Below are 20,613 nucleotides of genomic sequence, written 5' to 3' on the forward strand. Positions count from 1 at the left end.
GTGCCCGTCAGTGACCGGGAACGCTTCGAGGGCAACTCCGAGAAGCTGCTGCGCCTGGACATCGACCCGCAGGAGGCGCAGACCGCGCTGATGGACCTGGCCGGTCTCACCGGCGAACTCCTCATGCGCAAGCAGGCCGAACCCGCCGACGACGTACTGAGCGTGCTGGTCAACGGTGAGGACATGACCCTGCCGGAGGCCATCGGCGCCACACTGCTGCTCCTGGTCGCCGGGCACGAGACCACCGCCAACATGCTCTCCCTCGGCACCTACGCCCTGCTCAGCAACCCCGACCAGCTGGCCCTGCTGCGCGCCGACGAGTCCCTGATCGAGGGCGCGGTCGAGGAGCTGCTCCGCTACCTCACCGTCGTCCACGTGGGCGTGCAGCGCAGCCCCACCGAGGACGTCGAGATCGACGGGGTGCTGCTCCGCAAGGGCGACACGGTGCTGATCCACCTGCCCACCGCCAACCGCGACCCGGAGCAGTTCCAGAACCCCGACCGCCTCGACGTCACCCAGGGCAACCTCAGCCACCTCACCTTCAGCCACGGCATCCACCAGTGCCTCGGCCAGCAGCTCGCCCGCCTGGAACTGCGCATCGGCTACACCGAACTCCTGCGCCGCTTCCCCGAGTTGCACCTCGCCGTGCCCCCGGAGGAGATCCCTATGCGGTCCAACATGACCGTCTACGGCGTGCACAAGCTGCCGGTGGCGTGGTGACGCGGTGACCACAGCGCCGGCGGCGCAACAACCCCTGCGGAGCTGGCGGTTCCGCAGGGTCCTCGCCGCGGAGTTCGTCTCCTCGGTCGGCACCCAGATGACCACGCTGGCGCTGCCGTGGTTCGTGCTGATGACGACCGGGTCACCGGCCCGCATGGGGCTGGTGTTCGTCATCCAGATCCTGCCGGTGCCGCTGCTCAGCATGCCCGCCGGACTGCTGGTGGCCAGGTGGGGAGCCCGCCGCGTCACCATCGCCGGCGACATCGTGGACACCGTGCTGGTGGCCGCCGTACCGGCGCTGTATCTCGCGGGGATGCTGCCCTTCTGGCTGCTGCTGGTGATCGTCGCCCTGATCGGCAGCGTCGCCTCCGCCTACCTGTCCGCGCAGCGCATGCTCCTGGCCGAGGCCGTCGGCACCGACGAGGGCGCCGTCACCGCGGCCAACGCCCTCTTCGAGACGGCGACCTCCTCGGCCCGCCTCTTCGGCCCCGCGATCGCCGGTCTGCTCATGGCACACGTCGGCGCCCTGCACGTGCTGTGGATCGACGCCGCCACCTTCGCCCTGTCCGGCGCCCTGCTCACCGGCCTGCCCCGCCGCGAGCGGAAACCCGAACCGCTGTCGGCGAACCGGATGGCCGAGGGCGCCCGCTACCTCTTCCGCGACCGGGTCCTGCGCACCATGGCCCTGGCAGCGCTCGGCTACGGCACCCTCATGCCCGTCGTCCTGCTCGCCCTGCCCGTCATGGCCAAGACCCGGTACGACGCCGAGCCCAGGGTGGCGGGACTGCTGCTGGCCGCCTGGGGCGGCGGAACCGCCATCGGCACCGTGATCGTCGCCCGCCTGGCCCGCCGGGTCGCCCCGACCCGGTTCGCGGCCTGCGGTGGCGTGGGCGCGGCCGTGGTCCTGTGGCTGGTGCCCTGGGACCAGCCCGCCACCACCACCGCCCTGACCGTGGCGGCGGCCTGTATGTTCCTGCCCGCGGTGACGGCCCCCGCCGTGGCCCTGCTGACCCTGCGCCCACCGGAACACCTGCGCCCGCACGTCCTGCCCGTCTTCGGCGCGGCCGTCTTCGTCGCCAGCCCGATCGCGTACGCCATGGCAGGGCTCCTCTTCGAGCACTTCCCGATAGCGGCGGTACTCGCGGGGGTCGCGGCCGGGGCGACGCTGTGCGCGGTGATCCTGGTGAACCTCGCGCGGAGACCTACTGACCCTCCCGGCGACGCACCATCTCATTGATCCAGATCGGCGCGTAGGGGGAGGTGCAGCCCGGGGACGTCGGATAGTCCTTGAGCACCTCCAGCCGCTCACCGATGGCGAGGGCGCGGGTGCGGTACTCGGGGTGCTCGATGCCGATCTGGGCCAGGCAGTGGTTCATGGCCCACTGGAGCCGCTCCGGGGCGTCCTTCATCCCGGCCTCGATGAGGTCGAGCAGGCCGGGCAGGTCGAGCCCCTCGGGCTTCTTCGCCACCCGGTCGGTGGTCAGCGCCCACCCCGCGCTGGCGACCACCGGGTCCGGATCCGAGAACCAGAGCACGCGCAGCTCCTCGCCGTGCCTGCTCTTCTTCACGACGTAGTTCACCAGCCAGTCGTGCACCTTCGGCGCGCGGGCCTCACGGAGCATGGCGTCCAGCCGGTCCCGCTCGAAGGCCTTGGGCCGGCAGATCAGCAGGGCCAGCAGCCGCGCCGCCGTGTCCCCGGTCGCCCACAGCCGCTCCGCCAGCTCCTGCTGGGTCTTCAGCCGTTTGGCGACGGCGCGCAGCTTGCTGAGGTTCACCCCGTGATCGTCGCCGTGCTTCTCGTTCACGGCCCGCATCCGGGGGTCCTCAAGCGCCGCCAGCTCGGCCATCACCTCGGCGACCTGTGTGTCGGTCCCTGTTGTCCCGGCCACCTGAACCTCCTGTCGCTCGCGTGCGGCTTCACCCTACGACGCCGACCGGGGCCTCAGCCGCGCAGGCGCAGATAGGCGTCCAGCTCGGCGGCACCGCTCAGCATCGCCCGCCCCCGGGCCGACAGCCGCGCGTGCCAGTCGTCGAGCGCGGCCTCCAGGGGTTCGAGCCCGCCGGCCGCCCGCACCTGGTCGAGCAGCGGCGCGATCCGGTCCAGCAGATAGCCCCCGCGCCGGAGCTGGTGGGCCAGCCGGGCATCCCGTACGTCGGCCTCGTCGTAGACCCGGTAGCCGGTGCGCGGATCGCGGCGCGGACGTACCAGCCCGGCCCGTTCCCACTTCCGCAGTGTCGCGGGCCGCACCCCCAGCTCATGGGCGAGCGCCCCGACGAACATCGCGCCGCTCCCTTCGGCCGGGACGGGCTCCAGGTCCCGCAGCGCGTTCTCCACCGCCCGCAGGGTCCGCCGGTCGCCGAGCAGCTCGGTGTGACTGGCGTCGACGAGCCGGTACGCCTCGTCGTCCGAGCCCTCGTTCACGGCCCGCATGATCGACGCCGCCGTCCGATGGCCGTGGCCCGGCACCAGGGCGAGGAAGGCACGCAGGGCACCGGCGTGCAGCGGGGTGTAGGTGCGGTAGCCACTGGGCGTGCGCTCGGCGGCCGGGAGGATGCCCGCCTCCTCGTAATTGCGGACGGCTTGAGTGGAGAGCCCGTGGCGACGGGCCAGATCGACGGGCCTCAGCCGCACCCCGCTTTGAAGGTTACTCCCCATACTCCTGGCCTGAATCGCGCAAAAGTCTCAACCGAAGGTTCAACGATACCGTTGAAGGCATGGCGACAGACACCACCATCGAGGAAGCCGCCCGTCCCTTCGAAGCCGCCACCCTCCTGGAACTGCTCCCCACCCGCCCCCGCCTCCTCGCCCTCGGCGAGCCCACCCACGGCGAGGACACCCTCCTCACCCTCCGCAACGACCTGTTTCGCGAACTCGCCGAGCGCGAGGGCTACCGCACGATCGCGATCGAGAGCGACAGCATCAAGGCCCTGACCGTCGACGCCTACGTCACCTCCGGCGAGGGCACCCTGGACGAGGTCATGCGGACCGGGTTCAGCCACGGCTGGGGGGCCTCGGCGGCCAACCGCGACCTGATCCGCTGGATGCGCGCCCACAACCAGGACCGGCCGGCCTCCGCCCACGTCCGCTTCGCCGGATTCGACGCCCCGGTGGAGATGGAAGCGGCACCGAGCCCCCGCCAGGCCCTGACCGCCCTGTACGACTACCTCGCCTCCCATGCCGACGCCGACCGGCTCCCCTGCACGGCCGAGACCCTCGACTCCCTGCTCGGCACGGACGACCACTGGAGCGACCCGGCAGTGATGACGGACCCGGCACGGTCGGTGGGCCGCACCCCGCAAGCGCGCGAACTCCGGGTGCTGGCGGACGACTTGACCTCCCTGCTGGACGCGCAGACCCCGCATCTGATCGCGGCCACCTCCAGGGAGGCGTGGGAACGGGCGCGCCTGTACGCCCGAAGCGCCTCGGGCCTGCTCCGCTACCACCACTGGATGGCCGACACCTCACCCGCCCGCTTCGCCCAACTCACCGCGATACGCGACGGGATGATGGCCGACAACCTCCTGGCCCTGACCGCCCGGGGCCCGGTGTTCGCCCACGCCCACAACGCCCACCTCCAGCGAAGGAAGAGCAGCATGCACATGGCCGGGAAGGTGCTGGAGTGGTGGAGCGCCGGCGCCCTCGTCCACGCCCACCTGGGCGACACGTACGCCTACGCGGCCACGGCCGTCGGCACCATCCCCCACCGGGGCGTGGACACCCCGCCCCCGACCACCCTCGAAGGCCGACTGTACGAACTCCCGGACGACCGCACACTCCTGTCACCCAGGACCCTGAGCGCCACCTTCACCCCACGCCAGTCCCCGTGGTTCGGCTACGCCCCCCTGGACCCGACCCACCTGGACGACCCGGACGCCCTCGCCTACGTCAAGGACGTCCGGCAGAGCTGACGTCCTCGGTGAATTCGTAGACGGCCCAGTCGGCGATGTGCTCGTACCCGATGCGCCGGTACAGCGCGTTGCTGGTGGGGTTGCCGGGGTCCGCGAACAGCACGACATCCGTGGCGCCCGCGTCCAGCGCGGCCCGGCTCACCTCCACGGCCACGGCACCCGCGTAGCCGCGTCCCCGGAGGTGGGCCGGGGTGTAGACCGGGTCCACCCGCACCATTCCGGCGACCATGCCGGTCACGGCGGCCATGGAGACGGGGGTGCCGTCGGGCGACTCCCAGAAAGTGAAATGCCGGTCGGCGAAGCGCGATTCCGCCCATCTCCCGGCGTCGATGAGCCCGATCGAGGGCTGCTCCCCGACCTCGACGCAGAACCGGCGGCACCAGTTCACGACTTGCCCGTGGTCCCGACGCCGTGAGACCCGCCCCGAAGGCGGCCGCTCGGGCGGGGTGAGGGCGCCGAGCCGGTACAGCCGGATGTGCGTGGTGAGCTTCGCCGCCGCACCCGTGTGCCGTTGCCAGGCCTCGGCGAAGGCGGTGGCGGTGGCGCGCTCGCCACTGACGAAGGGCAGGGTCTGCCCGGCGTCGGAGAGCCGGGCGGCGAGCCGGTCGGCCCGGTCCGCGGACAGCGGAGTCGGGCAGACCCCGCGAGAGGGGAGCCGGTAGAAGACACCGCGCACCTCGCCACCCTCCTCCAGCCAGCCGAAAAGGGCTGCTCCTCCGCCGAATTGGGCCGTCCCTTCGGACCGCAGCTTCTCGACCACCGTTAGCGGCATGGTGTGCAGAGCGGGCCGCGAGCGCAGGAAGTCGCCACCCCGGGCGAGGAAGTGGTCGATGTTCTCGGTGAGTTGCCAGCCGCCCGCCGCCATCAGTAGACGGACAGCCCGTGAGCGGTGAGTACTTCCTGAATGGGCTGGTAGTAGGTCACCCCGCCGCTCGCGCAGTTGCCGGAGCCGCCGGAGAGGATGCCGATGACCTTGTCGCCCGCGTAGAGGGGCCCGCCGCTGTCGCCGGGCTCGGCGCAGATGTTGGTGCGGATGAGGCCGTAAACGATGCTGCCGTCACCGTAGTTGACCGTGGCGTTCAGTCCGGTCACCACACCGCAGCGCACCCCGGTGGTCGCGCCTCGCCGGCACACGCTCTGCCCCACATAGGCGGTGGCGGTGCCGGTGACATCGACGGTTCCGATGGTGCCGGGGTGCGGCACGGCCGCGTTGGCAAACCGGACGACACCGAAGTCGTTCCCCGGGAAACTGCTGCCCGTCGTGGGCCCGATCGCGGTGGTCCGGGCGGAGTCGGTGTACCAGGTGGACGTGGACGCGGTGCAGTGACCGGCGGTCACGAAGTAGTAGGCGCCGCCACCGCGTACGTTCACCCCGGCCGAGCAGCGGACAGCGGAGCCGTACACACTGTCACCGCCCGACACGAGCGTGCGCAGCCGTCCACGCTCGCGCTCCAGGACCACGTCGCCCCCGGAGCGTTCGGCGACTCGGCGGAGCCGGGCGAGGTCGGTGGCCGAGACCGTGGAGTCGACGCGCACCCGCACCGTCCCGGTACCCCGGTCCACGACCCAGGCCGTACCGCCGATATCGAGGTGCTCGACGGAGGAGACGGCGGGCGCCAGGGGTTCGGCGGCCGAACCCGTTCCCGAAGAGGCGACGACGAGCCCGACGAGCAGGCCCAGTACGCAGGCGATCGGCCGTAAGCGTCCCATGGCGGCATTGTGCCGGGCCGGGACGGGCCCGGGTAGGGCGCGAGCGGGCGCGCTCCTCAGCCGCGCAGATGCGCGAGAAGCTCTTCGTCCACCGGGTAGGGGCGCTCCTCGGGGAGCAGCCGCGCGGCGGAGTCCAAGTCCCCGGCGCGGACCAGTGCGTGGATCTCGTGGGCCAGCGGGGTCACATCGCGGATGGACACCGTCCACTCGTCGGCGTAGCGCCGCGCGGCCTCGCCGGAGAGGCCGAGCTGCAAGGACCGGTACGGCAAGGGCTGCAGGCGCAGGTTCCGCTCGGGGTCCCACTGCACTCGGGTGGGTGCCTGCTTCAACTGTCGCTGCCAGGCGGCGCGGTCGGGGTGGAGTTCGGGGACGTAGTGGGACAGGCACGCATGGCGCAGGGCCCACTCGAAGCCGTCCCGGCTGATCTCGACGGCGAGGACGGTCTCCTGCGCGGCCTTCGTGCCCCAGCCGCAGCGGTACATCATCCACAGGAAGGACGGCTTGACCCAGGTCATGCGGTCCCGCTTCCACACGGCGGGAAAGCGCCCGTCGCGTGCCGCGGGTACGCCGATCTCGGGTGAGTACGCCTGGTAGACGGTGATCGTGGAGTCCGCGTAGGCCGCACGGATCGCGCGTTGCGGTTCGTTCATGCCGGACAGCTTGGCGGGTGGCGGGAAGGGGCGGCCACCGGTTTTCCCCGCCGGGCGGCGCCGCCCCTGCCCTCGGCTGCTACTCGGCGGCCTTCGGCCCCGACTGCTGCACCACCTCGAACGACCACAGCGTGGACGCGCTGGCGGCGGGCTTGGGCCGCTCGCCGCCCTCCGCGTGGTCGCCGCCCTGGTGGGCCGCCTTCATCGGGCCCTCCATCCACGCCTTGAAGGACTCCTCGTCCCGCCAGCGCGTGTAGACGAGGTACTGGTCGGTGCCCTCCACGGGCCGCAGCAGCTCGAACCACTCGAACCCGTCGGAGCTGTCCACGGTGTGCGCCCGGTGCGCGAAGCGCTTCTCCAGCGTCTCGCGCTGCTCGTCGGGAACGGTCAGTACGTTGATCTTGACTACGCTCATGGACTCATCCTGCCCCACGGCACCCCGGGTCCGGGCACCGCCCCGCACACCGGGACACAAGCCGCCGTCACAGGTCCTCGGCGAGCAGGACCCGCAGCTCCTCGCCCGCGCCCCACCGGCGCAGCGCGGTGCCGTCGAGCAGCCGGGTCCGGCCGTCCCGGCGCGCCCACTGCACGTCACGGGCGGCGAAGGTGCCCCGGTGCACGACCACGCGGAGCACCTCCTGGTCCGGCTTTCCGCGGACCGGACGGGGGCGCGGCGGCTCCTCGTCGGGCAGGGGCTCGGCCACCGGCCGGAACGCCACGTCCACGTGGCAGCCGTCGGTGTTGCGGGCCCGGACGCGCGGCCGGTCGGGGGCGGGGATCAGCCGTACCCGCCAGCCGTCCCGCCGCAGCATCCGCGCCACGGCCAGCGCGAGCCCCTGGGTGTCGAGTTCCTGGAGGTCGTCCGGCGTGTAGTACCCGATCCGCCGCCGCGCCCCCGGCCGCCGACGGCGCACCCAGAGCACGAGGGCACCGACGGCCATCACGACACCCGCGACCGGCACCGCGACTCCCACGGTCCGGTAGCCCCAGGCGAGCAGGGCCACCACGGCGCACACCGACACCACCACGAGCACGAGCCCGGGCAGCACCTCCCGGAACCTCGGCCCGTACAGGCCACCGGCCCGTAACAGCCGTACGGTCTCGCGCCGCTGAGCGCGACGCGACGGCGAGGGACCGAACGACGAAGACAGGCGCGCCACAGTGTCAGCCCCCCACGACTCCCCGATGCCACCTGGGGAGTGGATACCCGCTGTGGGGTCAAATACCGGTCGGGGAAGGAGAATTGGGGCGTCGGACGGGCAATGGGGAAGGAGTCAGGGAGTGGTGAGCAGTGAGTCGTCCTCCGGGCGGGCGCCGGGCAGTTGATGGCGGGCGGCGATCAAGGCCGCGTCGACGTCCTTGGTGCCGGTGGTCACGCACAGGGTGTAGGCGAGGTCGTCCATCCTCTGGCGGGTCTCGGCGCTGCCGTTCTCGGCGTGCAGTACGCGCAGTGTCTCGTACTGCGCGAGCAGGTTCTTCAGCACGGCGGGGTGTGCCATCAGCACGGAGGGCCTCCTGGTCGTCGCTGGTCAACCGCTGTCCCGAACCCGTGTGCCCCGACCGCCGTCGATCATGCCCGCCTGCCGCATAATCGCTTGCCCGACCGTCACGCGCGCGGGTGCAATGTCCCTCGTGATCACCGAGGCGGGCCTGCCAGGAGGCGACGACGTATGAACACGCCGGCATCGTCCGGAGGAACCGTCCGGATAGGCGCCCTCGCCCCCCTGACCCGGCCGGGCTGGGCCGAGGCGGGCAGACACCTGCTCACCGGGCTCGAACTGGCCGTACAGCACGTCAATGAGTCGGGCGGAATCGGCGGACGCCACATCGAACTGCTGGTCAGAGACACCGCGGCGGATCCGCGGCGCGCCGAGGCCGCCGTGGACGAACTGGCCGACCTGGGCGTGGCCGCCCTGGCGGGGGAGTACCACAGCGTGGTCGCCCGGTGCGCCGCCGCCCGTGCCGACGCCCGCGGACTGCCGTACCTGTGCTCCTCCGCCGTGCTGGACGCGCTCACCGAGGAGCCGAGCCACTGGGTGGCCCGCCTGTGCCCCGCGCAGTCCCACGGCTGGCGGATCTACGCGGACTTCCTCCTCGCCGAGGGGCACAGCCGTATCGCCGTGGTGGCCCAGCACAGCGTCTACTGGGCCTCCGGCACCCGCATCCTGCGGGACCACCTCGCCGCACGCGGCGGCACGCTCGTCGAACTCGACGCGACCGCGCTCTCCCCGCGGGCCGTGTGCGACGAACTCGCCGCCCGGCAGACCACCGCCCTCCTGCTCCTGGTCGGCACCCCGGACCCGGCGGTGCCGATCGTGAGCGCCGTCCGCCGCGACGAGCGCCTCGCCGGCGTCCTGATCGGCGCACCGGCCGGGCAGCCGGAGTTCCCGGAGTGGGCGCAGGAGCTGGGCCGCGACGGCACCGCGATCCCGTTCCTGCGCTACCTGCCCGATCGCCTCACCCCTCTGGGCACCCGAGTGGAGGAGGCCCTGCGCGGACGACTCGCCCAGGCCCCGTCCTTCGTCGCCTTCGAGGGCTACGACACGATCGTCGTCCTCGCCGAACTGCTGCGTACCGGCGACACGTCCGCGCCCTGGGCGGACATCGCCGTGGAAGGCACGCGCGGGAGCATCCGTTTCTCCCGCGTGCCCGGGATCGGCGTCTGGCAGTGGGCGTGGCCGCCGGTCCAGGTCGTGGACCGGGATCCGGCGGCCCCCGACCGCTTCAGGGTCCGCCACACGGGCTGACCGGCCTCCGGGAAGAGTCAGGCCCCGGGGGAGGCTGAGGGAGTGCGTACGCCTGTGCCGGCCCCGGGGGAGGCTGAGGGAATCCCTACGCCCGTGCCGGCCCCGGGGGAGGCTGAGGGAATCCCTACGCCCGTGCCGGCCCCGGGCGAGGCTCAGGGAATCCGTACGCCCGTCCCGGCCCCGGGCGAGGCTCAGGGAATCCGTACCCCCGTTCCACCCACGCGCACCCGCCGGTCCCCCGCCCGCAAGGTCACCGTCAGCACCCCGGGCCGCCCCAGGTCCTCGCCCTGATGCAGGGTGAGGACGGACTCCTCGGGCACCAGCCCCAGTTCACGGGCGTACGCGCCGAAGGCGGCGGCAGCGGCCCCGGTCGCCGGGTCCTCGACGACGCCGCCGACCGGGAAGGGGTCCCGGACGTGGAACACGGTGGCCGACTCCCGCCACACCAACTGGACCGTGGTCAGATCGAGCCGGTGCATCAGCGCTTCGAGGCGGGCGAAGTCGTACGACAGATCCGCCAGGCGCGCCCGTGTCGCCGCCGCGAGCACGAGGTGCCGGGCCCCGGCGAAGGCGATCCGGGGAGGGAGGGCCGGGTCGAGATCGGCGGCCGGCCAGTCCAGCGCGGCGAGTGCCTCGGCCAGGTCGTCCTCGCCCACCGGCTCGACCTTCGGTTCGACACTGGTGAGTGTCGCCCTGAGCGCCCCGCCCTCCTCCGTGACCAGGACCGGCACAGTCCCGGCCCGGGTCGCGAAGACCAGCTCCCCGGTGCCGATCCGCTCGGCGAGCGCGACGGCGGTCGCGACGGTGGCGTGACCGCAGAACGGCACCTCGGCCTTGGGGCTGAAGTAGCGGATGCCGAACGTCCGTCCCTCCGGCCCCTCGACGCCCTCCGGCGGGCCGGTGAGGAACGCGGACTCGGAGTATCCGAGCTGCGCCGCGATCGCCAGCATGTCGTCGTCGCCGAGGCCGGCGGCGTCCAGGACGACGCCGGCGGGGTTGCCTCCCTCGGGGGAGCCGGAGAAGGCGGTGTAGCGCAGTACTTCGGGCTGAGCGGGCTGTCTGGTCATGTGCGAGCCAACGCGGGGCGGGCCCGTGTCAATTCCCGCCGGTCCCACCAGGAGCACGCCTCAGGACGCGGCCCTGGGACGCGCCCCGGGACCGGGCCGCGCCGACACATCCCTCGGCGCCAGCGTGACATGCTCCTCGGCGCATTCGACGACCACCCGGACCGGCGCCCCGCACTCCGTGTGCCGCATGTCCAGGACCGGCCCCGCGGGATCCGGTGCGTACGTCTCGCCCCACTGGCGCAGGGCGACCAGGACGGGCCACAGGTCCCAGCCCTTGCGGGTGAGCCGGTACTCGTTGCGGGCCCGGCTGCCCGGCTCCTGATAGGGAACCGTGCGGAGAATGCCGGCGGCCGTCAGCTTGCGCAGCCGGTCGCTCAGGACCGCGTCCGACAGGCCCATGTGGCGCCGGAAGTCGTCGAACCGGCGGACGCCGTTGGCGGCGTCCCGCACGATCAGCAGTGTCCACTTCTCGCCGACCAGATCGAGCGTGGTCTGGACGGGACAGTTCTCCGTGCTGACCTCAAGCCATTCCATGCCCCCATGCTACGGGCTGACTTTTTCTTTGACAGCCAGGTCCTCGCCCAGCTAGCTTCGAATGACGAAGTCAGCTGAGCGGGTCAGCGGAGAGGACACCGGAACATGGGACGGTCACGTACCTACGAGTGGGACGACCCCGCGACCAGCGCCGCGGCGGTGGGGGCCGCCTCCGGCATGGACTTCCTGCGGGAGATCCAGGCGGGCAGGCTGCCCGCGCCGCCTATCGCCGCGACCCTCGACTTCACCCTCGACGAGGTGGCGGAAGGCCGGGCGGTGTTCTCGATCGTGCCGGGGGAGGAGCACTACAACCCCATCGGCAGTGTGCACGGGGGCGTCTACGCCACCCTGCTCGACTCGGCGGCGGGCTGCGCCGTGCAGTCCACGCTCCCGCCCGGGGTGGGGTACACCTCGCTCGACCTCAACGTGAAGTTCCTCAGGCGCATCACCTCGGACACCGGCCCGGTCCGCGCGATCGGCACGGTGGTCAACCGCGGCCGCACCACAGCCCTCGCCGAGGCGAAGCTGGTCGACGCCGACGACCGTCTGCTCGCCCACGCCACCAGCAGCTGCCTGCTCTTCCCGGTGACTCCTCCGGCGGCCTGAGCGTGCGAGCGCGGAGCGAGGGGGCTACGTCCGCGCGTCCGGGTCCTCCTCGGCGCCCGGCAGCTTGTTGTGCCCCTCGGACCAGTGGTTCGTCCAGCCGCAGACCCCGCACGCATAACGTCCGTTGACCCCCGACACCTCGGCGCCGCAGCCGCGGCAGTCGGTGGTCGTGATCTCCTGCGCGTTGAGGAAGGCCGCCGCGGCGGCGGCCGTGTGCGGGCCGGGGACGGAGTGCGGGCGCTTCCTGGTCACGATCGAACCTTATCCGTCCCTTCGGCGTCACGGACCGCCGCGGGCCGAGCATTCGGGGCACCCGGCAGGACCGTCCCCGTATGCACGGCTTACAGTCTTCCCTCACCTTGTCAGTGCGAGGTGGGCGGCTGTATAACGTTGTAAATCGACGTCCGTGAAGGGATTGCCGTGCGGGTCAGCCTGAAGGATGTCGCCGCGCACGCTGGGGTCTCCATCAAGACCGTCTCCAACGTGGTGAACAACTACCAGCACGTCACACCAGCGATGCGCGAGCGAGTCCAACGTTCGATCGACGCGCTCGGCTACCGTCCCAACCTCGCCGCGCGCCATCTGCGCAAGGGGCGCACGGGCATCATCGCCCTCGCCCTGCCCGAACTGGGCAACCCCTACTTCGCCGAACTCGCCGCCGCCGTCATCGACGCCGCCGCCGCGCACGACTACATCGTGCTGCTGGACCACACCGGCGGGCGCCGTGAGCAGGAGGTGCTGGTCAGCCAGGGCTTCCGGGCCAGGGTCATCGACGGGCTCATCCTCAGCCCCATCGAGCTGGAGCCCGAGGACCTGCGCGACCAGGCCGAAGTACCGCTCGTCCTGCTCGGCGAGCGCGACTACGCCCTGCCCTACGACCACATCGCCATCGACAACGTGGCCGCCGCCCGGGCCGCGGTCCGGCACCTGATCGACCTGGGCCGACGGGAGATCGCCTTCATCGGCGCCCGGCGCGGGCGCAGCGAGCCCGCCCAACTGCGCGTCAGAGGCTGGCGGGAGGAGCTGACGGCCGCCGGACTCCCCGCGGACGAGGGGCTGGTGGCGGCCACCGACGGATGGGGGCACGCCGACGGAGCCGACGCCATGGCGCGCATCCTGGAATCGGGGCGTCAACCGGACGCGGTCTTCGCCTACAACGACCCCATGGCCATCGGCGCCATGCGCGTCCTGCACGAACGCGGGCTCAAAGTGCCCGAGGACATCGCGGTCGTCGGCTTCGACGACGTGGTCGAGGGGCGGTTCGGCGCGGTCACCCTCACCTCCGTGTCACCGGACAAGGACGCCATCGGCCGACTGGCGGTCGAAGCGGTACTGGCCCGGCTGAGCGGCGGGGGCGAACTGCCCGAACCGCGCCGTGTGTGGGCGGACTACCGCCTGGTGCAGCGCGAGAGCACCCTCGGACGTGCGGCGGGGGAGAGATCCGCCCAGGGGTGAACACCCCGCCGTGCGGGCCGTGTTGGCCGCCGCTGTCCGTTGCCTGCTGATCTTCGGCGCCGCAAGCTTGTTACCTGCGGCGCCTCTTGTTGTGCCCGCTGTCCCCGGTGTCCCCCGCGCGGTGCGTGCACGGGGGGTTTACAGCGTCCTTCCAACGATGTAAAAACCTTCGTGCGGCGGGTCGAACAACCTCTGCCGCCAGGGGAGAAGCGCCACTCTGCTCGACGTTCGTTCGATTGCTTGATCTCTGCTCGATCTCTGCCCGTTCACACCTCCCCCAGTTACCTTCCAGCGTCACCCGGATCGGGGTCACCATGCAGCGCACCACGCACCGTCGTTCCCTCGCCCGTCCAGTGGCCGTCTCCCTGGCGGCCGCGGTGGTTCTCACCGCCACCTCCTGCGCCAAGTCGGAGGACGACGCGGCCGGCGGCAACTCCTCCGCGACCGCCGCGGGCGCCGAACAGAAGGTCGCCTCGCCCGCACCGGGCTCCAAGACCTGCACCGTCGAGGCCTACGGCGCCGAGAAGATCGACCTGAAGAGCGCCACCGTCGGCTTCTCGCAGTCCGAGAAGGAAGCCAACCCCTTCCGTATCGCCGAGACGCAGTCCATCAAGGACGAGGCCAAGAAGCGCGGCGTCAAACTGCTCACGGCCAACGCCCAGTCGCAGTTCTCCAAGCAGATCAGCGACGTCCAGGACCTGCTGGCCAAGGGAGCCGACCTGCTGGTCATCGCCCCGCTGAACTCCGACGGCTGGGACCCGGTCCTCCAGGCCGCCGCCGCCAAGAAGGTCCCCATCGTCACCATCGACCGCAAGATCAACGCCACCGCCTGCAAGGACTACGTCTCCTTCATCGCCTCCGACTTCGTCGAGCAGGGCAAGCGCGCCGCCGACCAGATGATCGAGGCCACCGGCGGCAAGGGCGAGGTGGCGATCCTCCTCGGCGCGGCCGGCAACAACGTGACCACCGAACGCACCAAGGGCTTCAAGGACCGCATCGCCGAGAAGGCACCGGAGCTGAAGGTCGTCTTCGAGCAGACCGGCGACTTCGCCCGCGAGAAGGGCCAGCAGGTCACCGAGCAGCTCATCCAGTCCAACCCGAACATCAAGGGCATCTACGCCGAGAACGACGAGATGGGCCTCGGCGCGGTCGCCGCCCTCAAGGGCGCGGGCAAGAAGCCCGGCGACATCAAGATCGTCACCGTGGACGGCACCCGCAACGCCGTGCAGGGCATCGTGGACGGCTGGATCAGCGGCGTCATCGAGTCCAACCCACGCTTCGGCCCGCTCGCCTTCCAGACCCTCGACACCTTCACCCAGGGTGAGGAAGTCGCCCAGGACATCGTTATCGAGGACGGCGCCTACACCAAGGACAACGCGAAGAGTGACCTCGGCAAGGCGTACTGACATGCCCGAAGAAGTCCTGGCCGTCCGTGGACTCGGCAAGACCTTCCCCGGCGTCCGGGCCCTGGACGGCGTGGACCTCACCCTGCACGCCGGTGAGGTCCACGCCCTCATAGGGGAGAACGGCGCCGGCAAGTCCACCCTCATCAAGCTCCTCACCGGCGTCTACCGCCCCGACGAGGGGACCATCGTCTTCGAGGGCCGCGAGGTCTCCTTCGCCACCCCGCTGGAGGCGCAGAAGGCGGGCATCTCCACCATCTACCAGGAGGTCAACCTCATCCCCCTGCTCAGCGTCGCCCGCAACCTCTTCCTGGGCCGCGAGCCCCGGAACCGGTTCGGCGTGCTGGACATGGCCCGGATGAACCGGGAGGCCGAGGAGACCCTGGCCACCTACGGAGTGCGGGTGGACGTACGCCGCCCCCTGCGCACCCTCGGCGTCGGCGCCCAGCAGATGGTCGCCCTGGCCCGCGCGGTGGCCACCGACGCCCGGATCGTCATCATGGACGAACCGACCTCCTCCCTCGAACCCCGCGAGGTGGAGACCCTCTTCTCGGTCATCCGCCGCCTGCGCGACGCCGGCATCGCCGTCGTGTACGTCAGCCACCGGCTGGACGAGCTGTACGCCGTGTGCAGCACGGTCACCGTGCTGCGCGACGGCCGCCGCGTCCACCACGGCACGCTCGCCGAACTCGACCGCCTCCAACTGGTGTCGACGATGCTGGGCCGGGATCTCGGCGAGGTCCGCACCGAGGGCCTGACCAAGTTCACCGGCGACCACTCCGCGGCGACCGACGAACCGGTGCTGGAGGCCAAGGAGTTGACCGCCAAGCACCAGCTCCACGGCGTGTCGGTCAGCATCCGCCCCGGCGAGGTCGTCGGACTCGGCGGACTGCTCGGCTCCGGCCGCACCGAGACCGCCAAGGCCATCGCCGGTGCCCTGCCGCTCGGTTCGGGCTCGGTCACCGTGGCCGGAGTGCCGCTGCGCGCGGGCTCCACCCCGGCCGCCATCCGGGCGGGCATCAGCCTGCTGCCCGAGGACCGCAAGAGCGAGGGCATCGTCCCCGGCCTGTCGGTACGGGAGAACATCGCCCTCGCCGTCCTGCCCCGCCTCTCCCGCTTCGGCCTGGTCTCCGAGGTCAAGGTCGACTCGATCGTGGACACCTTCATCAAGCGGCTGCGGATCAAGGCATCCTCGCCGCAGCAGAAGGTGGGCGAACTCTCCGGCGGCAACCAGCAGAAGGTGCTCCTGGCCCGCTGGCTCGCCATGAACCCCAAGGTGCTCCTGCTCGACGAACCCACCCGTGGCATCGATGTCGGAGCCAAGGCCGAGGTGCAGAAGCTCGTCGACGAACTGGCCGCGGACGGCCTGGGCGTCCTGCTCATCTCCTCCGACCTGGAGGAACTGATCGAAGGGTCCGACCGCGTGGTCGTACTGAAGGACGGCGCCGTCGTCGGCGAGCTGAGCGGCGACGACGTCACCGAGGACAACCTGATGCGCGCCATCGCAGGCAGCGACAACCTTCAGGGGGTGGCCGCCGATGGCTGAACTCGCCCTGCGCACCCCCACGCTGGACAAGGACCGCGTCCTGCAGTGGCTCCAGAAGTACGGCGTCTACGCCGGCGTGGCCGTACTGCTCGTGGTCAACATCGCCATCACCCCGCACTTCCTGTCCGCGGAGAACTTCCGCACCCAGGCCGTCCAGGTCGCCCCCGTCATCATCGTCGCCCTCGGCATGGCCCTGGTCATCGGCACCGAGGGGGTCGACCTGTCCGTCGGCGCGGTGATGGCGCTCTCCGCCTCCGTCGTCGCCCTCTACCTCGGCTACGGCCTGCTGCCCGCGCTCCTCGTGGTCGCCCTGTTCGCGGCCGGCGTCGGACTCGCCAACGGGGCGCTGGTGGCGTTCATCGGCGTCCAACCCATCGTCGCCACCCTGGCGTTGATGGTCGGCGGCCGGGGCCTGGCACTGGTGCTGCTCCCGCAACTGGAGGACCTGCGCAACCCCACCCTGGCCTCCCTGGGCTCCGGGGACGTGCTCGGCTTCCCGTACCTGATCCTGGTGGCCGCGGTACTGGCCCTGATCGTCGCGTTCGTGGTCCGCCGCACCACCTTCGGACGCCAGCTCCTCGCCATCGGCGACAGCCGCCCGGCCGCCCAGCTCGCCGGACTGCCCGTGCGCCGGGTACTGATCATCGTGTACGTGGTGAGCGCGCTGCTCGCCGCCGTCGCGGGCGTCCTCGCCACCGCCCGCCTCCAGGCCAGCGACCCGACCTCGCTCGGCAACCTCATGGAACTGTCCGCCATCACGGCCGTGGTGGTCGGCGGCACCCCACTGACCGGTGGCCGCGTGAACATCGCGGGCACGGTCGCCGGAGCCGTCCTCATCCAGCTGCTGACCGCCACGCTCATCAAGCACGACCTGCCGCCGTCCTGGACCCAGATCGCCCAGGCCGTCGTGATCGTGGCCGCCGTCTACGCGGCCCGGGGACGGGGGAAGCGATGACCACCACGCACACGGACGCCCCCATGACCCCTGCGCCCACCGGGCCCGTCGAGAAGACCGAGCAGGCCGGCCCCGGCCGCGCCGACCGGATCAGCGCCCTGCTCCAGCAACACGGCGCACTGGCCGTCCTGGTGATCGTCTCCCTCGTGGCGTCGTTCTCCTTCGACACCTTCGCCACGGGCGACAACATCACCAACATGGCGACGAGTTCGGCGTTCCTCGCGATCGTCGCCCTCGGTATGACCTTCGTGATCATCACGGGCGGCATCGACCTGTCCGTGGGCTCCCTGTTCGCCCTCGGCGGTGTCCTGGCCGCCTGGGGATCGCGCCACGGCACGCTGGTGGCCCTGCTGCTGCCACTCGCCGTCTGCGGACTGATCGGCGTCGTCAACGGACTGCTCGTCGCCCGCTCCCGGCTCGCGCCCTTCATCGTCACCCTCGCCGCCATGCTCGGCGCGCGCGGACTGATGCTGGCCCTGACCGACGAGGGCGCCGAGACCTACCTCGTCGCCAAGGGCTCCTTCCTCGCCGAGCTCGGCCAGGGCACCACCCTCGGCCTCGGCAACCCGGTGTGGATCACGCTGGGCCTGTTCGTCGCGGGCGCCGTCGTCCTGCGCCGGACCCGGTTCGGTCAGCACGTGTACGCGGTCGGCGGCAACGAGGACGCGGCCGCCCTGATGGGCGCCCCCGTGGCCCGTACGAAGATCCTCGTCTACACCCTGTCCGGACTGCTGGCCGGGCTGGCGGGAGCGCTCAACGCGGCCTGGCTGGCGTCCGGTGTGACCATCCTCGGCAACGGCATGGAACTGGAGGCCATTTCAGCGGTCGTCATCGGCGGCACCCTGCTCACCGGCGGGCTTGGCTACGTCAGCGGATCCCTGGTCGGGGTCCTGCTGCTGAAGGTGATCCAGAACGTCATCAACCAGATCGGCTCGCTCGACTCCTCCTACCAGCAGGTGGTCAGCGGTGCCTTCCTGGCCGTGGTCGTCATCGCCCAGACCTGGCTGGGCCGCAGACGGCAACTGATGTGACAGACCCCGGACAGGCGGCGGGCGCGACAGCCCGGCCGCCTGTTCTGCTCCAGGCGGCCGTACGCGTATGTGCGTCGGCCGCCTTCTTTCGAGTGGGGCCACGGAGGCTCTTCGCCGAGAAGGGCGGCCCATTGTCATGACGGGGGATAGGTCCAATGGGCCGCCCGCGGCACGAACCTATCGTGTTGCGCCTCTGTGTTTGCCGCCCGTTTCTGCAGAAGTTCTGCCTGGTTGCCTCCGATTTCCAAGTCGTGCCCCCAAGAAGCCAGTTCGCACCCCCTCACCGCCAACTGCCGGGCACAACCGGGCATTTTTCACCGAGGATCGGGCGCCGTTCCCTCATGAACGCAGGGATATAAATCCAAGGCAGACACAAGCGGACGGTGTCTGTCGTTGGAGATTCGGGAGGTGCCGGACGCTTGTTGGCAGCACTCATCACCGGGCGGGGGACCGTGAACATGGTCAGTGTCGAGGACCCCGCTCCCGGACCCCATGAGGTCGTGGTCGCGGTGGCGGCCTGTGGTCTGTGCCCCACGGACCGGCTGCTGCTGCGGGGAGACCTCGAACCGGACCATCCCCTTGTGCCGGGGCACGAGTTCGCCGGAGAGGTGGTGGCGGTCGGCCGTGAGGTCACCGAGCTCTCCCTGGGCGACCGGGTCGCCGTCGACCCGGTGCTGACCTGCGGTCAGTGCCGTTCCTGCCGGCGGGGCGGAAGGCGTCGGCAGTGTGAGCGCGGGGGCGCGATCGGCGTCACGGCGGCGGGCGGCGCCGCGGAGTACGCGGCGGTACCGGCCGCCAACTGCGTACTGCTTCCCGAGCATGTGTCCGCCTACGACGCCGCCCTGATCGAGCCCCTGTCCTGCGCGGTGCGTGCCTACGACGCTCTGCGCCGCCGTCCCGCGCAGGACGGGCGACCTGTGCACGGCGGAGGCACGGTGGGCAGGATGGTGCGGGAGTTGGTGCGGAGCGCCGACGCCGCCGGAGGAGCCGAACACATCCGGCTTCCCGACTCTCCCACCGCGAACCCGGGTTCCTTCGAGCGCGCCGTCGAGTTGTTCTCGCGCGGTGTGCTGGACCCGGAGGACTTCATCGGCGACCGTCTGCCGCTGTCGTCCTGTGCGGACGCTCTCCGGAATTTCCCGGCGGGCGAGAGCGACCAGCCACGACGCTCCCGCACGTGGCGTACGACCGCAGATCCCCGTGCCGCTCACCCCGTGGAGCGAAACGTGCGGCGGTGCGTGACCGGGCTGATGCCGCGCCGGGAGGCGAAGTGGTGGCGCAGGGTGTCGGCGCTGCCGAAGCCGGCCCGTTCGGCCACCACCTCCACGGCCAGATCCGTACGCTCCAGAAGCTGCTCGGCGAACTGGAGCCGCTGGTCGAGGAGCCAGCGGTGTGCCGTGGTCCCGGTAGCCTCCTTGAACCGCCGGGCGAAGGTCCTCGGCGACATCGCCGCCTTGGCGGCCAGTGTGTCCACGGTCAGCGGCTGGTGGAGGTTGGCCCGCATCCAGTCGAGCAGGCCCGACAGCCCGTGGCCGGCAGGGGTGGCGGGCAGCGGCATCTCGACGAACTGCGCCTGTCCGCCGGAGCGGTGGGCCGACACGACCATGCGGCGCGCCAGGGCGTTGGCCGCCGCGGAGCCGAACTCGCGCCGCACCAGATGGAGGCAGGCGTCGATACCGGCAGAGGCTCCCGCGCTGGTGATGATCGGGCCGTCCTCGACGTACAGGACGTCACGGTCGACCTGGACCTCGGGGTACCTCTCGGCCAGCCGACCGGTGAACTGCCAGTGCGTCGTGGCCCTGCGCCCGTCGAGCAGCCCCGCCTCGGCCAGCAGGAAGGCACCGGTGCACACGGACAGCACCACGGCACCGCGGTCGACTGCACCACGCAGCGCCTCCAGCAAGGGCGGCGGGGACGGACGGTCCAGTTCCGGCCAGGCCGGGACGGTGACCAGGTCGGCCTCCCTGATCCGGTCCAGCCCGTGCTCGACATGGATCGGAAAGCCGGAGGTGGTGGCCACAGCCCCCGGACCGGGCGAGCACACGGTGAAGTCAAATCGCGGCAGGTCGGCCGAGTCGTCCGAACGGTCGAGACCGAACACCTGGCACACCACGCCCAGCTCGAAGGCCGCGGCCCTGCCTCCGACAACGGCGGTCACGCTCTGCATGAGACCCAGTGTGGCAGACCGTGGCAGAAACTTCCCGAACCCTGGCATCCCTGCCACTGTCCCTCGGTCCGCCCGGCAGGCAGGCTGAGAGCGTGATCGGCGGAGCGCGAGGG

At 71.4% G+C, this 20,613-nt stretch carries 22 protein-coding genes and 1 pseudogene; 11 read left to right on the top strand and 12 right to left on the bottom strand.

Annotation, left to right across the window (positions count from 1 at the left end; all coding sequences use genetic code 11):
* The coding region (locus tag GA0115233_RS28920; RefSeq protein WP_141689583.1) for a cytochrome P450 at positions 1-720 on the top strand (720 nt) is incomplete at its 5' end.
* Positions 721-724: 4 nt separating this feature from the next.
* Positions 725-1,957: an MFS transporter gene (locus GA0115233_RS28925; protein WP_093723267.1), complete on the top strand. Its 1,233-nt coding sequence runs from the start codon at positions 725-727 to the stop codon at positions 1,955-1,957.
* Here GA0115233_RS28925 and GA0115233_RS28930 read toward each other — a convergent pair.
* Both GA0115233_RS28930 and GA0115233_RS28935 read right to left on the bottom strand, forming a co-directional pair.
* Positions 1,923-2,567, bottom strand: a complete 645-nt coding sequence (locus GA0115233_RS28930; protein ID WP_218063566.1) for a DNA alkylation repair protein — start codon at positions 2,565-2,567, stop codon at positions 1,923-1,925. The genes GA0115233_RS28925 and GA0115233_RS28930 overlap by 35 nt on opposite strands.
* A 95-nt stretch (positions 2,568-2,662) precedes the next feature.
* Entirely contained in the window at positions 2,663-3,376 is a 714-nt protein-coding gene (locus GA0115233_RS28935; protein WP_093723269.1) for a TioE family transcriptional regulator, read from the bottom strand.
* A gap of 59 nt (positions 3,377-3,435) precedes the next feature.
* Between GA0115233_RS28935 and GA0115233_RS28940 the strand changes: the two genes are divergently transcribed.
* Positions 3,436-4,629 carry an erythromycin esterase family protein gene (locus GA0115233_RS28940; protein ID WP_093723270.1) on the top strand — a complete coding sequence of 398 codons (1,194 nt, stop codon included), beginning with the start codon at positions 3,436-3,438 and terminating at the stop codon, positions 4,627-4,629.
* On the opposite strand, the gene GA0115233_RS28945 is transcribed toward GA0115233_RS28940, so the two are convergent.
* The 6 genes from GA0115233_RS28945 to GA0115233_RS28970 form a co-directional block, all read right to left on the bottom strand.
* The gene (locus tag GA0115233_RS28945; protein ID WP_093723271.1) at positions 4,607-5,494 is read right to left on the bottom strand and encodes a GNAT family N-acetyltransferase; all 888 of its coding nucleotides are present in this window, start codon (positions 5,492-5,494) and stop codon (positions 4,607-4,609) included. The two genes, GA0115233_RS28940 and GA0115233_RS28945, sit on opposite strands and share 23 nt — an antisense overlap.
* Complete coding sequence (locus GA0115233_RS28950) at positions 5,494-6,339, bottom strand: S1 family peptidase (protein WP_093723272.1); 846 nt, start codon at positions 6,337-6,339, stop codon at positions 5,494-5,496. The genes GA0115233_RS28945 and GA0115233_RS28950 overlap by 1 nt, the downstream gene beginning before the upstream one ends.
* A 56-nt stretch (positions 6,340-6,395) precedes the next feature.
* The gene (locus GA0115233_RS28955; protein WP_093723273.1) at positions 6,396-6,989 is read right to left on the bottom strand and encodes a DUF4291 domain-containing protein; all 594 of its coding nucleotides are present in this window, start codon (positions 6,987-6,989) and stop codon (positions 6,396-6,398) included.
* A 79-nt stretch (positions 6,990-7,068) separates the two neighbouring features.
* Entirely contained in the window at positions 7,069-7,404 is a 336-nt protein-coding gene (locus GA0115233_RS28960; protein WP_093723274.1) for an antibiotic biosynthesis monooxygenase family protein, read from the bottom strand.
* A gap of 67 nt (positions 7,405-7,471) precedes the next feature.
* Positions 7,472-8,038, bottom strand: a complete 567-nt coding sequence (locus tag GA0115233_RS28965) for a hypothetical protein (RefSeq protein WP_354432184.1) — start codon at positions 8,036-8,038, stop codon at positions 7,472-7,474.
* Positions 8,039-8,263: 225 nt separating this feature from the next.
* Positions 8,264-8,494 carry a DUF5133 domain-containing protein gene (locus GA0115233_RS28970; protein WP_093723276.1) on the bottom strand — a complete coding sequence of 77 codons (231 nt, stop codon included), beginning with the start codon at positions 8,492-8,494 and terminating at the stop codon, positions 8,264-8,266.
* 165 nt (positions 8,495-8,659) lie between these two features.
* Here GA0115233_RS28970 and GA0115233_RS28975 point away from each other — a divergent pair, with 165 nt between their 5' ends.
* Positions 8,660-9,736, top strand: coding sequence for an ABC transporter substrate-binding protein (locus GA0115233_RS28975; protein WP_093723277.1), 1,077 nt, complete (start codon positions 8,660-8,662; stop codon positions 9,734-9,736).
* A gap of 191 nt (positions 9,737-9,927) precedes the next feature.
* On the opposite strand, the gene GA0115233_RS28980 is transcribed toward GA0115233_RS28975, so the two are convergent.
* Positions 9,928-10,803: a PhzF family phenazine biosynthesis protein gene (locus tag GA0115233_RS28980; RefSeq protein WP_093723278.1), complete on the bottom strand. Its 876-nt coding sequence runs from the start codon at positions 10,801-10,803 to the stop codon at positions 9,928-9,930.
* A 60-nt stretch (positions 10,804-10,863) separates the two neighbouring features.
* On the bottom strand, positions 10,864-11,337 hold the full coding sequence (locus GA0115233_RS28985) for a winged helix-turn-helix transcriptional regulator (RefSeq protein WP_093723279.1): 474 nt from the start codon (positions 11,335-11,337) through the stop codon (positions 10,864-10,866).
* Positions 11,338-11,442: 105 nt separating this feature from the next.
* Here GA0115233_RS28985 and GA0115233_RS28990 point away from each other — a divergent pair, with 105 nt between their 5' ends.
* The gene (locus GA0115233_RS28990) at positions 11,443-11,943 is read left to right on the top strand and encodes a PaaI family thioesterase (RefSeq protein WP_093723280.1); all 501 of its coding nucleotides are present in this window, start codon (positions 11,443-11,445) and stop codon (positions 11,941-11,943) included.
* Between the two features lie 24 nt (positions 11,944-11,967).
* On the opposite strand, the gene GA0115233_RS28995 is transcribed toward GA0115233_RS28990, so the two are convergent.
* Positions 11,968-12,195: a hypothetical protein gene (locus GA0115233_RS28995; RefSeq protein WP_093723281.1), complete on the bottom strand. Its 228-nt coding sequence runs from the start codon at positions 12,193-12,195 to the stop codon at positions 11,968-11,970.
* Positions 12,196-12,363: 168 nt separating this feature from the next.
* On the opposite strand from GA0115233_RS28995, the gene GA0115233_RS29000 reads away from it, so the two are divergent.
* The 6 genes and pseudogenes from GA0115233_RS29000 to GA0115233_RS29025 form a co-directional block, all read left to right on the top strand.
* Complete coding sequence (locus GA0115233_RS29000) at positions 12,364-13,398, top strand: LacI family DNA-binding transcriptional regulator (RefSeq protein WP_093723282.1); 1,035 nt, start codon at positions 12,364-12,366, stop codon at positions 13,396-13,398.
* 314 nt (positions 13,399-13,712) lie between these two features.
* Complete coding sequence (locus GA0115233_RS29005; protein ID WP_093723283.1) at positions 13,713-14,804, top strand: ABC transporter substrate-binding protein; 1,092 nt, start codon at positions 13,713-13,715, stop codon at positions 14,802-14,804.
* A gap of 1 nt (position 14,805) precedes the next feature.
* Complete coding sequence (locus tag GA0115233_RS29010; RefSeq protein WP_093723284.1) at positions 14,806-16,347, top strand: sugar ABC transporter ATP-binding protein; 1,542 nt, start codon at positions 14,806-14,808, stop codon at positions 16,345-16,347.
* Positions 16,340-17,302 (top strand): ABC transporter permease, encoded by a 963-nt coding sequence (locus tag GA0115233_RS29015; protein WP_093723285.1) that lies wholly within the window; start codon positions 16,340-16,342, stop codon positions 17,300-17,302. Before GA0115233_RS29010 ends, GA0115233_RS29015 begins: the two co-directional genes overlap by 8 nt.
* A gap of 23 nt (positions 17,303-17,325) precedes the next feature.
* Positions 17,326-18,333 (top strand): ABC transporter permease, encoded by a 1,008-nt coding sequence (locus tag GA0115233_RS29020; protein ID WP_255310393.1) that lies wholly within the window; start codon positions 17,326-17,328, stop codon positions 18,331-18,333.
* Between the two features lie 458 nt (positions 18,334-18,791).
* Positions 18,792-19,481: pseudogene (locus tag GA0115233_RS29025) on the top strand (alcohol dehydrogenase catalytic domain-containing protein); the annotation flags it as partial.
* Between the two features lie 59 nt (positions 19,482-19,540).
* Here GA0115233_RS29025 and GA0115233_RS29030 read toward each other — a convergent pair.
* Complete coding sequence (locus GA0115233_RS29030; RefSeq protein ID WP_255310390.1) at positions 19,541-20,500, bottom strand: GlxA family transcriptional regulator; 960 nt, start codon at positions 20,498-20,500, stop codon at positions 19,541-19,543.
* Positions 20,501-20,613: the final 113 nt, after the last annotated feature.

The organism is Streptomyces sp. DI166 (assembly GCF_900091315.1).
In the GTDB taxonomy this organism is placed as follows: Bacteria; Actinomycetota; Actinomycetes; order Streptomycetales; family Streptomycetaceae; genus Streptomyces; species Streptomyces fuscus.